We start from the raw sequence: 12,354 nt of genomic DNA, 5'->3' as shown, positions 1-12,354 counted from the left end.
TTGTTACTTGATTGTTATAGGAAAAAGTATGGGGCTGATGATTGAGGCTGCGCTGGGCGCGCTGGTGGTGTTACTGATTGGCGTACTGGCAAAAACGAAGAATTACTATATTGCCGGGTTAATTCCCCTGTTTCCGACCTTTGCGCTGATCGCGCACTATATCGTCGCCACCGAGCGGGGCAATGACGCGCTGCGCAGTACAATTGTTTTCGGGATGTGGTCGATTATCCCTTATTTCCTCTACCTGCTGTCGCTGTGGTATTTCACCGGCTTTCTTCGTCTTCCTCTGGCGCTGAGCGGGGCAGTGGTATGCTGGGCGCTCAGCGCCTGGGTGCTGATCTTCTTCTGGAGCCGCTTCCACTAGCGTAGCGGGCGTCCACCGTCCACGGCGAATGTTCTGCCAGTGACGTAGCAGCTGGTGAGCAGATAATCGATGAGGTCGATGATCTCTTTTTCACCCGGCGCAATTTTCATCAGCGACTTATTTAGCGCCTGCTGGCGGTACTCAGCGTCGTCACCCTCATTGAACAAAATCATCGACGGGGCGATGGCGTTAACTTTGACTTCGGGGGCCAGCTTGCGGGCAAACGAACGCGTCATGTTATCCAGCGCCGCCTTGCTTGCCGCGTAGGCTATGTGCTTGTCGCTACCACGCTCTACGACGTAATCGGTGAAGTGGATAATGCCACCCGCGGCATGACCGTGGCCGCGCAGTAAATCCTGCAACGCGTGGTTGAGCAGATACGGGGCGTTGACGTGGATTTGCATCATGCAGGAGAGCGTGTCGCTGAGCGATGTACCGGGCTTTTCAGCAAGCCACGCGCTGGCATTATGAATGATGGCGCGCAGACCCTGAGTGGTTGATTTCACCGTCTGAGCAAAGGCCAATATTCCCTCATCCGTAGAGAAATCTGCCTGGATGCAAATTGCCCCGGCTTTTCTCAGCTCCTCAATCGCGGGATATTCGTTACGGTAGCTTGCGATCACCGGCTGGTGGAGGTTCAGGAAATGATGGGCGAGGGCGAGGCCGATGCGACGGCCTGCGCCGGTAATCAGTATTGGGCGATGCGGTGTTTGTCCCATCGTGTTCTCCTTTACAGTTCAACAACGGGACAAACAGCGTTATCCCATTAACATCCACGTTGCCGGTACGGCAGCCATTAGCAGCAGCCCGATCAGCACCATCTCGCGGCGTTTGAGCGCATTATCGAGCTGATGGGTACGACGCGCGTAGATAAACACCAGCAGACCCGGCGCATACAGCACCACCGACAGCAGCAGGTGCATAGGACCGGAAGCATACAACAGCCACAGGCCGTAGATACAGGCTCCGACGCCTACCGCATAGTGAGCCGGACGGCTGGCAATTTTCAACAAATACGCACCCACTAAGAAATAGGGTACCAGAATCATTTCAGAGGCGATGGTCAGCAGGGTGTTATAGTCTGAACCTGTGAGCCAGATCAGCACCAGACAGACCTGCACGCTGATGTTTGTCAACCAAAGCGACGCCGATGGCGCATTGTTCTTATTCTGGCGGGCAAAAAGACGCGGGAACGCTTTGTGCGTTGCGGCCAGGAATGGCACTTCTGCCGCCATAATCGTCCAGCTCAAATATGCCCCGCAGACCGAGACAATCAGCCCGGCTGCGATGACCACATCACCCCATGGACCGAGCATTTTGACCATCAGGCCCGCCATTGACGGATTACGCATTCCGGCCAGTTCCGGGCGAGCAACCACGCCAAGCGACAGCAGCGTTACCAGAAGATAGACGCCCAACGCTGCCAGTACGGCCAGCAGGGTCGCACGGCCAACATCGCGCTTATTCCGCGCCCGCGCAGAGACCACCACCGCACCTTCAACACCGATAAACACCCACAGGGTAATCAGCATGGTGTTTTTCACCTGCTCCCAGACGGGCACGCCGAGCGCAACGCCGGAGAAATCAAGCGTGAAAACGTCCAGACGAAACGCGATAAACGCCAGGACAACAAACAGGCCAAGCGGCACCAGTTTCGCCAGCGTCGCGACCAGGTTGATGCTGGCCGCGGTCTGGACGCCGCGCAGTACCAGCCAGTGGACCACCCACAGCAGGACCGAGGCACCGACAATGGATTGCCAGGTGTTCCCGTCGCCGAACAGACGCAGTTCTGGCGTATCGGTAAAGAAACTGAGGGCAGAGAAGACGATCACCAGATAGGAGACGTTAGCGATGACCGCACACAGCCAGTAACCCCATGCGGAACAGAAGCCAATCAGCTCCCCGAAGCCTTCGCGTGCATAGGTGAATATCCCGCCGTCCAGATCCGGTCGGATACGCGTCAGCAACAGCATGGCAAAGGCCAGCAATAATATCCCGACCCCGGTGATGCCCCAGCCAATCAACAGTGCCGCAGGGCTTGCGACCGCCGCCATATTCTGCGGCAAACTGAATACGCCCGCGCCCAGCATTGAGCTCAATACGAGTGCAGTTAAAGCACTCAGGCCAAGTTTCTTTTCCATTGGCTTCCTGTTATGAAAGGTCCAAATCCAGAATAATTATTTCGCTAAGGCGCATAAAAATGGTGGATCACACTAAGGCGCGGGATTTTACGGAGTGTCACGAATGCATGCAATGATGTGCGGCAGAAATTCGAAAAAAAGTAACAAAAAAGGCGGCCAGCGCCGCCTTTGCTAAACCCTTTACTTACTTGTACAGGTCGGCGCTGATGGTCACGTTGTTACCACGTTCCTGCCACTGGCGGGTGATGTGGTAATACTTGGCCCCTTTCTTCGCGGCACGCTTCGCCACCTGATAAGAGACTTCCGTACCGTTGCCGTAGTTGCCGGTGAATTTGACGCTGTCGAACGGCACCATCTGTGCAGCAGTGGCGTTGTTCAGCTCTTCAATTTTTGTTCCATCCGGCAGCGTGACAGCGTAACGCCCACCTTTAGTGGTCTGCGTTTCAAAGAAACGACCCACTTCAGCGCTTGGGGCTGCAGAGGTAGCAACGCCCGGGATTTCGACTTTCTTCGCCTCTTCACCGCCTTTCGCCAGCGCTGCGCGACCGGCGTCAGAATCAGCAGGGATGGCATCCGGGCTTTGCAGTACGCGTTTTTTCGCATCTTGTTTATAGATGAACGCGGTGATGCGCTGGTTGCCGCCCTGGTTGGCATCGACCTGACGCACGATGTAGAACGCGTAAGCCCCTTTCGCTTTCGCCGCTTTGGTGATGACATCATTCACCTCAGGCTGGCTGCGATAGAAGCCCTGAACGGTAACGGTGTCGTAAGGCTCAAGCTCAATCGCCTGATCTTTTGGCAGCTCTACGATACCGTTAATGACGCGGTTTGTCGGCGCGTCCGCTTTCGGGGCATTTTCTTTGAACAGCGCAATGGTCACGCGCTGGTTGCCGCTGTTGCCCTGATCGGATTGATCAAGAACGTAAAACGAGGCTGCGCCTTTTTTATCGGCGGCTTTTGATGCGGCGGCAACGGCGTCGCCAATGGAGTTGTAACGACCCACAATGACCGTCTGGTCAAAAGGTTTTAACGCTGCCGCTTGCTCCGGCGTTAACTCTGTCGCGGCATTCGCAGACAGGGCGGTCGCAGAAAGAAGTGCGGACGCCAGGAGTGTGTTCTTAAGCTTCATAAAAATAATCCTTCGCCTTGCGCAAACCATGTACTGGTATTGTTGTTAATTTGAGACGGTCCCGATTATGGCATTTAAAACCCGTCGCTGTCTGCGCCATTTTTCACAGCCTGTGCTCACGGCGTGACCCAATTCGATAGCATTTAGTGATATGTTGAAAAAACAGACGTTTGACAAGCAAAACTGATGAAGCATATGACTTTTACAAGTTAATTTAATGTTAATAAGTTGTTCTCATATGGCGCTATATCATGTTTTTACCGCCTCGCTTGCGCGATTTATCGGTCTTCGTGATGAATTTAAGGTAAATATCCCTGTCAGTGACGCCGATCGCTTATTTTTGACAGATAAAATAAGAAATAGTGTTTTATGGCGGTAGATCACAGGCGCTATTTTCAGTAGGTTATAGAAAGTTTGTTACTGTTTTATTTTCCGGGGTGATTCATTTTTCGCCGCTATGTCGGTGGCGAAAATGATACAAGCCGCGGTCATTTATCGACAAACCATCATCAATAACCGATGGAAGGGAAAACTATGCGTATTGGGGTACCAAAAGAACGGTTAGCCAATGAGACCCGCGTAGCGGCAACGCCGAAGACGGTGGAGCAGCTGCTTAAACTGGGTTTTACCGTCGCGGTTGAACGCGGCGCGGGCAAGCTGGCAAGTTTCGATGACGAGGCCTTCATTCAGGCTGGCGCAGAAGTCGTAGACAGCGCGGAAGTCTGGCAATCACCAATCATTCTCAAGGTGAATGCGCCAGAAGAGAGTGAGATCGAGCTGCTTAACGCGGGCACGACGCTGGTGAGCTTCCTCTGGCCTGCGCAGAATCCGGAACTGATGGAGAAACTGGCGGCACGCGGCGTGACCGTGATGGCGATGGACTCTGTGCCGCGTATCTCACGTGCGCAGTCGCTGGATGCTTTAAGTTCGATGGCCAATATCGCCGGATACCGCGCGATCGTCGAAGCCGCTCACGAATTTGGTCGCTTCTTTACCGGTCAGATCACCGCCGCGGGCAAAGTGCCTCCGGCGAAGGTGATGGTGATTGGTGCGGGCGTGGCGGGCCTGGCGGCAATCGGGGCAGCCAACAGCCTCGGCGCTATCGTCCGTGCGTTTGATACCCGCCCGGAAGTGAAGGAACAGGTACAAAGTATGGGGGCCGAATTCCTTGAGCTGGACTTCAAGGAAGAGGCGGGCAGCGGTGACGGCTACGCGAAGGTGATGTCCGAAGCCTTTATCAAGGCGGAAATGGCGCTCTTTGCCGCGCAGGCGAAAGAGGTCGATATTATCGTCACCACCGCGCTGATCCCGGGTAAACCAGCACCGAAGCTGATCACCCGTGAAATGGTCGACAGCATGAACCCGGGCAGCGTGATCGTCGATCTGGCCGCGCAGAACGGCGGGAACTGTGAATACACCGTGCCGAATCAGGTCATCACCACGGCCAACGGCGTGAAGGTGATCGGCTATACCGATCTGCCGGGCCGTCTGCCAACGCAGTCTTCCCAGCTTTACGGCACCAACCTCGTCAACCTGCTGAAGCTGCTCTGCAAAGAGAAAGACGGCAACATCACCGTTGATTTCGACGATGTGGTGGTGCGCGGCGTCACGGTGGTACGCGACGGTGAAATCACCTGGCCTGCACCACCGATTCAGGTTTCCGCCCAGCCCCAGGCCGCCCCTAAAGCCGCGCCTGAGCCTGTAGAGCCCGCGAAACCGGCCTCGCCGTGGCGCAAATACGCGATCATGGCGCTGGTGATTATTCTGTTTGGCTGGCTGGCCGACGTTGCGCCGAAAGAGTTCCTCGGCCACTTCACCGTCTTCGCGCTCTCCTGCGTGGTGGGTTACTACGTGGTGTGGAACGTCTCCCATGCGCTGCATACGCCGCTGATGTCCGTTACCAACGCCATCTCGGGGATCATCGTGGTGGGGGCATTACTCCAGATTGGTCACGGCGGCTGGATCAGCTTCCTGAGCTTTATCGCGGTGCTGATCGCCAGTATCAATATTTTCGGTGGTTTCACCGTCACTCAGCGCATGCTGAAAATGTTTCGTAAAGGCTAAGGGGTAGCATATGTCTGGAGGATTAGTCACAGCCGCATACATTGTTGCTGCAATCCTGTTTATTTTCAGTCTGGCGGGGCTTTCCAAACACGAAACGTCTCAGCAGGGAAATAACTTTGGTATCGCCGGGATGGCGATTGCGCTGATTGCCACCATCTTCGGGCCGGATACCGGCAACGTTGCGTGGATCCTGGTGGCGATGATCATCGGCGGGGCGATTGGTATTCGCCTGGCAAAACGCGTTGAAATGACCGAAATGCCAGAGCTGGTGGCGATCCTGCACAGCTTTGTCGGGCTGGCGGCGGTGCTGGTGGGCTTCAACAGCTACCTGTATCACGAACCGGGGATGGAGCCGATTCTGGTAAACATTCACCTGACCGAAGTGTTCCTTGGGATCTTCATCGGTGCGGTCACCTTTACCGGTTCAATTGTGGCCTTTGGCAAACTGCGCGGCAAAATTTCCTCAAAACCGCTGATGTTGCCTAACCGTCACAAGCTGAACCTGGCGGCGCTGGTCGTATCCTTTGTGTTGCTGCTGATCTTCGTGCAGACCGAAAGCGTGGGCGTGCAGGTTCTGGCGCTGCTGGTGATGACTATCATCGCGCTGGCGTTTGGCTGGCATCTGGTGGCCTCCATCGGTGGGGCAGATATGCCGGTCGTGGTATCGATGCTGAACTCCTATTCGGGCTGGGCAGCGGCAGCGGCGGGCTTTATGTTAAGCAACGACCTGCTGATCGTCACCGGTGCGCTGGTGGGTTCTTCCGGTGCGATCCTGTCCTACATCATGTGTAAAGCGATGAACCGCTCGTTTATCAGCGTCATCGCGGGTGGCTTTGGTACTGACGGTTCTTCTACCGGTTCTGATGAAGAAGTGGGCGAGCACCGCGAGATTTCCGCAGAAGACACCGCAGAGATGCTGAAAAACGCCCATTCGGTGATCATCACCCCGGGCTACGGCATGGCGGTTGCACAGGCACAGTACCCGGTGGCGGAAATCACCGAGAGGCTGCGCGCGCGTGGGATCAAGGTTCGCTTTGGTATTCACCCGGTCGCCGGGCGTCTGCCGGGCCACATGAACGTGCTGCTGGCGGAAGCCAAGGTGCCTTATGACATCGTGCTGGAGATGGATGAAATCAACGATGATTTCGCCGATACCGACACCGTGCTGGTAATTGGCGCTAACGACACCGTAAACCCGGCAGCGCAGGACGATCCGCGTAGTCCGATTGCCGGTATGCCGGTTCTGGAAGTGTGGAAGGCACAGAATGTCATTGTCTTTAAACGCTCAATGAACACCGGCTATGCTGGTGTACAGAACCCGCTGTTCTTCAAGGAGAACACCCATATGCTGTTTGGCGACGCCAAGGCCAGCGTGGATGCGATTCTGAAAGCGCTGTAATTCTGCTTCATCCTGACAAACCGCCCTCAGGGGCGGTTTTCTTATTTCTGCGGCCAGCTTTTCTCCTCTGTCTATACTTTACCCTTTGTGTAATATGAGGAGGTGTAATGCGATTTTTGTCCCGCTTCGACATCATCGAGCTGATGATGACGCCGTCTTTCTGGATAGGCGTTGCCACGGTGGTCTTTGTGACGCTGCTGGTGTACTGGCTGCTGACGCGCCTGATCGCCTTCGTTAAAAAAGGGATTACCACCTGGGGCGACAAGCACCCCACCACCAATCGGATGCGCTTTATCCTGACGGACATGCTTAACCGCACCAGCCGTATCCTGCTGTTTATCGTGGCGCTGTTGTTCAGCCTGCGTTTTATCGACTTACCCGACCATCTCTTTGGCACCGTGAGCCACGCCTGGTTCCTGGTCTTCGCGATCCAGGTGGCGCTTTGGATGGATCAGGGGGTGGTGTCGTGGCTTCATCACGTCATGCTGGCGCCGGGAAGCCATAAAAATCCGGTGACGCTGGTGATCACGGGGCTTATCCTCCGTGCCATTGTCTGGTCAGTGATGCTGCTGTCTATTCTTGCTAACGCGGGCGTCAACATCACTGCTCTGGTTGCCAGCCTTGGGGTAGGGGGTATTGCCATCGCCCTCGCGGTGCAGACAATCCTGAGCGATGTCTTTGCCTCACTGTCTATCGGTTTTGATAAACCCTTCGAAATTGGCGATTTTGTGGTGTTCAACGATGTTGCGGGGACGGTTGAGCACATTGGTCTGAAAACCACCCGTATCCGCAGCCTGAGCGGGGAGCAGATTGTCTGCGGAAACGCCATCCTGCTGCAACAGACGCTGCATAACTATAAGCGTATGCAAACTCGGCGAATCGTCTTTACCTTCGGTGTCGCCAGCGATACGGCGCCGGACAAACTGCGTTCTGTCGGTGAGATGGTCAAACAGATTATTACTGACGTCGGTGAGACGAAGTTTGACCGCGCCCATTTCCTGGGCTTCGATCGCGATCGCCTGACCTTTGAGGTGGTTCATATCGTTGATACAGCGGATTACAACAAATACATGGATATTCAGCAGGAGATTAATATCCGTATTCTGGAGGGGCTGAACCAGCAGGAGATCGAGCTGGCGCTGCCGAGCATGGTTCTCCACGCGCCCTGGATGGATGCCGTAGACGAGGCACCTGCGCAACGGTTGAGCGAAGCGTAATGAAAAAAGCCCGCCTTTACCGGCGGGCTTTTATTTAGGGGTCAATCGTCTTCTTCATCGTCCAGTTCAACCGGGGTCTGATACTCATCCGGTTTAATGACCAGCAGGTCACAGCGCAGATGGTCGATCACCTGTTCGGCGGTATTGCCCAGGAAGGCGGCAGAAATACCGGTGCGGCCAATGGTCCCCAGCACCACAATCCCGGCCTGCAGATGCTCGGCAAGGTCAGGAATAACCTCTTCAGGCAACCCTTTTTCAACGTGGGTCATTTTCTCATCGATGCTGAATTTCTGACGCAACGCTTTCATCGCCAGCAGATGCTGACCGCGGATCGCGTCGTTATAGACGCTGGGATCAAATTCAGGCAGCTCGATGGCAATATTGATCGGCGTGACGGGATACGCGCCTACCAGGTGTACCTCGGTATGGTTGACCTGTTCGGCGAGGTGAAGCGTCTCTTTTACCAGCTTCTCGTTAAGGGAATTATGATAATCCTCTTCGCTTGCCAGGTTGACCGCCACGACAGCTTTTCCGCCTTCCGGCCACGGCTGGTCCTTCACCATCCATACCGGGCAAGGGCATTTACGCAGCAGGTGCCAGTCGGTAGGGGTGAAGATCACTGATTCAAGCTTGTCGTGCTGGTGCGTCATTTTCAGCAGGAGATCGTGCCCACCAGCAATCACTTCCTGGATAATGGCTTCGAAGGGACGGTTGTGCCAGACCACTTTGATGTCGATGGGAACGCCCGCGTCCAGGTAATATTTTGCCTGTTCACGGATCCACGCGGTACGCTGGCCGATCACGCCCTGACGCATCGCGGTACGCTCGTCAGGGGACAGAAGGGTGGTCATCTCATACGAGAAGTCGTAGATCGGCAAAAACGCTTTAATTTTGCCGCCAATCCGTTGATGTAAATACACAGCACGCCGTAAAGCGGGTTGATCGTCCTGGTTAGGATCGATGGCCACCAGCATGTTTTGATACTTTGCCATACAGGTCTCCTTACAACTGTCACCACAGTCTGTAATTAAAAGAGTAACCTATATATGTTGAATGAAACAGGGGGGAGAGTTTTGCCAGATCAATAATTACGAAGATTTATCGATCTGGCAGGCGTCGTGCGAAGCGGTTACGCCACGTTGCGGGCGTGTCCGGCGAGGACCGCCAGCGCTTCACCGTTTTCGATGGTGATGTATTTACCTTTTACCGCCAGCATGCCGCTTTTCTGGAAACGACCCAGCAGGCGGCTGATGGTTTCAACGGTCAGACCGAGGTAGTTACCGATATCGCCGCGCGTCATCGTCAGACGGAATTCGCGTGGGGAGAAACCACGTTCTGCGAAACGACGGGAGAGGTTATAGATAAACGCAGCCAGACGCTCTTCTGCATTCTTTTTAGAAAGCAGCAGGATCATATCCTGGTCGCCTTTGATCTCACCGCTCATCAGACGCATCATCTGCTGGCGCAGGTTAGGCATCTTCCCGGACAGGTCGTCCAGCGTTTCGAACGGGATTTCGCAAACCATAGAGGTTTCCAGCGCCTGAGCAAAGCTCGGGTGGTGGCCAGTACCGATGGCATCAAAGCCTACCAGGTCGCCCGCCAGATGGAAGCCGGTGATCTGCTCATCGCCTTGCTCGGTGATGGTGTAGCTTTTGATGGTGCCAGAGCGGATAGCATAGAGCGATTTCAGTTCGTCTCCCGCTTTAAACAGCGTCTGCCCTTTCTGAATCGGCTTTTTGCGCTCGATGATATTATCAAGCTGATCGAGTTCATGCTCATTCAGAGTAAACGGGATACAGAGCTGGCTGATGCTGCAATCCTGGCAATGGATAGCACAACCGCCAGACTGAATGCGTCGTATAATTCGCTTTTCCGGGATCATAGGTTTGCTCAAGCCTTAATTGATATTGGTCAATTTTAACATCTTTTTGGTAAGTACGTAAGCCTGGCAAACGACCAATAAGCACAAGAGACGCCAACGTGTTGCCATCTTCTTGAAATTCCACAGCTTGATTATGGATTTTTAGCCTAACCGGAAGAAAATTAAGCACTAAAAGCCTGGTTTCTACAGCAAAAAATACCCTTCGTGACGCAGTAACCACTCCTTACGCTGCACGCCACCGGCATAGCCCGTCATGGTGCCGTTGCGTCCGATGACGCGATGGCAGGGAACCACAATACTGACAGGATTCGAGCCGTTAGCGGCACCCACCGCGCGTGCTGCGCCCGCACGACCGAGCAGCTCCGCGAGTTGGCCGTAGTGCATGACCTGCCCGCAGGGAATAGACCGCAGCGCCTGCCAGACTTCGCGCTGGAAGGGCGTTCCGCCCGTGGCGGTAGGCAGGTCGTTGATGATGTCGAGTTCGCCTTCGAACCAGGCGGTAAGTTTATCGCTGAGGCCACCCGGGTTGGTGGCAGATACACGCTCATAACCCTGCGCGCGGTAATGGATGTTAAGCAACGCTTCCATACGGTCGCTGTGCTCTTCCCATTCAACGGCGCGCAGATGGTATTGTTCATCCGCAATCACCCACAGCGGCCCGAGGGGCGTCGCAATTTTATCTTCGAGTAATCTCAGCATCTTCAGTCCTTCGTCCGTATGCGGTCCAGGCGGCAGGACGACAAGATACCATGCCAGTTGCCTCACCAGCCATACCCCTAAAAAGATACGCCGTCATGATGAGGCCAGCGAATTGGAGGTACTCTGCCTGACGGGCGGTCATCAATTACACCATGTCAGCACGATTACTGATTAATATGAGGCAGAGCGAGTTAATGTTAAGCAGGCGTTTATCGGAAAGGATTTCCAGCTTCAGAAGACGATTGCGTAATATGCATTTGCTTATAAGCGAGCAAGGGGGAGGTTATTTGTCATAATGCGGAAAATGTATTTAACGCGCTAAGAATAATGCGTATCGGTATTATTTGCTAATCATTTTCATTTGTCGCGATTCTTATGACACGAAACCCTTTACTGCGCGGATGCCAGGCAGAGCCCCGCATAGCGCTATAAAAAGCCAATAAAGAGTGTCGAAATAAAATAGGTAAAAAAACAGAGCCTGTCCGACATCAGACAGACCCTATAGTACACACAGCAGTGCGTCCATTCGCAAGTCCCGCATGTTTTATTCCTTCGGCAGGTCTGATCAGTTATAACAGTTTTCCGCTAAAAAGATAGAGAGAGTAGTGATTGATTTCACGATTTTTTAACTTAAATTTATCATTTCATTAGCGCTGAAATTTTAGTTAAGTTTACTTAAATTATTTAGTGAACGGCTATTTAATATATTCACCAAAATTATATTTGCCCGATGTAGCATCGGTGAAACCCGCCAAAAGCGGAAGATTGAGGCCCGCGACTGGCGCAGGTATAGTAGATGTTCAGATGCAGCCGGAGAATTTCCATGAATCCTGAAGATAAATCCCTTTTCTTAGACGCCATGGAAGATGTCCAGCCCCTGAAACGCTGTGCGGACATACACTGGCAGGCCAACCGCAACACGCGGGAGCGGCAGGATATTGATACCGAGCAGCTGGATAACTTTCTGACGCTTGGGTTCCTGGAACTGCTTCCGCTTGAGGAGCCGCTGGCGTTTAAGCGTGATGGGGTCCAGCAGGGCGTGATTGAGAAACTGCGTGCGGGGAAATACTCCCGTCAGGCCAGCCTGACCCTGCTGCGCCAGCCCGTCGAACGCTGCCGCCAGATGCTCTATTCCTTTATTCGCCAGGCCGGTCGCGATGGCTTGCGCAATCTGATTATCATCCACGGTAAAGGGCGCGAGCAAAACGCCCATCCCAACGTGGTGCGCAGTTATCTGGCGCGCTGGTTGACCGAATTCGACGACGTGCAGGCATTCTGTGAAGCGCAGCCGCACCATGGCGGCAGCGGGGCGTGTTACGTCTCGCTGCGCAAATCCGATGAGGCGAAGCACGAAAACTGGGAACGTCACGCCAAGCGTAGCCGCTAGCGCAGGGCAGGGAACGGGGCATGCTGGCGCAACACGCCCCGGTTAATTGGCATTATTGTATCTGCGGGAGCA

At 54.3% G+C, this 12,354-nt stretch carries 11 protein-coding genes; 5 read left to right on the top strand and 6 right to left on the bottom strand.

The window, feature by feature from the left end; all coding sequences use genetic code 11:
• Positions 1-28: 28 nt before the first annotated feature.
• On the top strand, positions 29-364 hold the full coding sequence (locus tag ACWKX3_RS06185; protein ID WP_454541464.1) for a GlpM family protein: 336 nt from the start codon (positions 29-31) through the stop codon (positions 362-364).
• Here ACWKX3_RS06185 and folM read toward each other — a convergent pair.
• From folM to ydgH, 3 genes are all read right to left on the bottom strand, one after another.
• On the bottom strand, positions 361-1,083 hold the full coding sequence (folM, locus tag ACWKX3_RS06180; protein ID WP_454541463.1) for a dihydromonapterin reductase: 723 nt from the start codon (positions 1,081-1,083) through the stop codon (positions 361-363). The genes ACWKX3_RS06185 and folM overlap by 4 nt on opposite strands.
• A gap of 39 nt (positions 1,084-1,122) precedes the next feature.
• Entirely contained in the window at positions 1,123-2,505 is a 1,383-nt protein-coding gene (locus ACWKX3_RS06175) for an amino acid permease (RefSeq protein WP_102890994.1), read from the bottom strand.
• Between the two features lie 184 nt (positions 2,506-2,689).
• Positions 2,690-3,634 carry a DUF1471 family protein YdgH gene (gene ydgH, locus ACWKX3_RS06170; RefSeq protein WP_058608912.1) on the bottom strand — a complete coding sequence of 315 codons (945 nt, stop codon included), beginning with the start codon at positions 3,632-3,634 and terminating at the stop codon, positions 2,690-2,692.
• Positions 3,635-4,168: 534 nt separating this feature from the next.
• On the opposite strand from ydgH, the gene pntA reads away from it, so the two are divergent.
• From pntA to ACWKX3_RS06155, 3 genes are all read left to right on the top strand, one after another.
• Positions 4,169-5,698, top strand: a complete 1,530-nt coding sequence (gene pntA, locus ACWKX3_RS06165) for a Re/Si-specific NAD(P)(+) transhydrogenase subunit alpha (RefSeq protein WP_442779048.1) — start codon at positions 4,169-4,171, stop codon at positions 5,696-5,698.
• 10 nt (positions 5,699-5,708) lie between these two features.
• Positions 5,709-7,097: a Re/Si-specific NAD(P)(+) transhydrogenase subunit beta gene (gene pntB / locus ACWKX3_RS06160; protein ID WP_006174988.1), complete on the top strand. Its 1,389-nt coding sequence runs from the start codon at positions 5,709-5,711 to the stop codon at positions 7,095-7,097.
• Positions 7,098-7,204: 107 nt separating this feature from the next.
• Positions 7,205-8,314, top strand: a complete 1,110-nt coding sequence (locus ACWKX3_RS06155) for a mechanosensitive ion channel family protein (RefSeq protein ID WP_088207392.1) — start codon at positions 7,205-7,207, stop codon at positions 8,312-8,314.
• 41 nt (positions 8,315-8,355) lie between these two features.
• Here the strand turns inward: ACWKX3_RS06155 and uspE are convergent, their stop codons facing one another.
• The 3 genes from uspE to ogt all read right to left on the bottom strand — a co-directional run bounded on the left by uspE (position 8,356) and on the right by ogt (position 10,895).
• A complete protein-coding gene (gene uspE, locus ACWKX3_RS06150) occupies positions 8,356-9,306 on the bottom strand; it encodes a universal stress protein UspE (protein WP_006174990.1) in 951 nt (316 codons plus the stop codon).
• A 137-nt stretch (positions 9,307-9,443) separates the two neighbouring features.
• On the bottom strand, positions 9,444-10,196 hold the full coding sequence (fnr, locus tag ACWKX3_RS06145; RefSeq protein ID WP_006174991.1) for a fumarate/nitrate reduction transcriptional regulator Fnr: 753 nt from the start codon (positions 10,194-10,196) through the stop codon (positions 9,444-9,446).
• Between the two features lie 183 nt (positions 10,197-10,379).
• The gene (ogt, locus tag ACWKX3_RS06140) at positions 10,380-10,895 is read right to left on the bottom strand and encodes a methylated-DNA--[protein]-cysteine S-methyltransferase (RefSeq protein WP_454541462.1); all 516 of its coding nucleotides are present in this window, start codon (positions 10,893-10,895) and stop codon (positions 10,380-10,382) included.
• A gap of 823 nt (positions 10,896-11,718) precedes the next feature.
• Here ogt and smrA point away from each other — a divergent pair.
• Entirely contained in the window at positions 11,719-12,282 is a 564-nt protein-coding gene (gene smrA / locus ACWKX3_RS06135) for a DNA endonuclease SmrA (protein ID WP_006174994.1), read from the top strand.
• The last annotated feature ends 72 nt before the right edge of the window (positions 12,283-12,354 follow it).

The sequence above is a fragment of the Enterobacter sp. UPMP2052 genome, from assembly GCF_053709675.1.
Note: the sequence above shows the minus strand (reverse complement) of the source record. Positions and strands in the feature narration are given on the sequence as shown.

Coding starts and splice junctions, on each gene's coding strand:
- ACWKX3_RS06185 (WP_454541464.1), top strand. CDS start 29: ATGGGGCTGATGATTGAGGCTGCGCTGGGCGCGCTGGTGGTGTTACTG.
- folM (WP_454541463.1), bottom strand. CDS start 1,083: ATGGGACAAACACCGCATCGCCCAATACTGATTACCGGCGCAGGCCGT.
- ACWKX3_RS06175 (WP_102890994.1), bottom strand. CDS start 2,505: ATGGAAAAGAAACTTGGCCTGAGTGCTTTAACTGCACTCGTATTGAGC.
- ydgH (WP_058608912.1), bottom strand. CDS start 3,634: ATGAAGCTTAAGAACACACTCCTGGCGTCCGCACTTCTTTCTGCGACC.
- pntA (WP_442779048.1), top strand. CDS start 4,169: ATGCGTATTGGGGTACCAAAAGAACGGTTAGCCAATGAGACCCGCGTA.
- pntB (WP_006174988.1), top strand. CDS start 5,709: ATGTCTGGAGGATTAGTCACAGCCGCATACATTGTTGCTGCAATCCTG.
- ACWKX3_RS06155 (WP_088207392.1), top strand. CDS start 7,205: ATGCGATTTTTGTCCCGCTTCGACATCATCGAGCTGATGATGACGCCG.
- uspE (WP_006174990.1), bottom strand. CDS start 9,306: ATGGCAAAGTATCAAAACATGCTGGTGGCCATCGATCCTAACCAGGAC.
- fnr (WP_006174991.1), bottom strand. CDS start 10,196: ATGATCCCGGAAAAGCGAATTATACGACGCATTCAGTCTGGCGGTTGT.
- ogt (WP_454541462.1), bottom strand. CDS start 10,895: ATGCTGAGATTACTCGAAGATAAAATTGCGACGCCCCTCGGGCCGCTG.
- smrA (WP_006174994.1), top strand. CDS start 11,719: ATGAATCCTGAAGATAAATCCCTTTTCTTAGACGCCATGGAAGATGTC.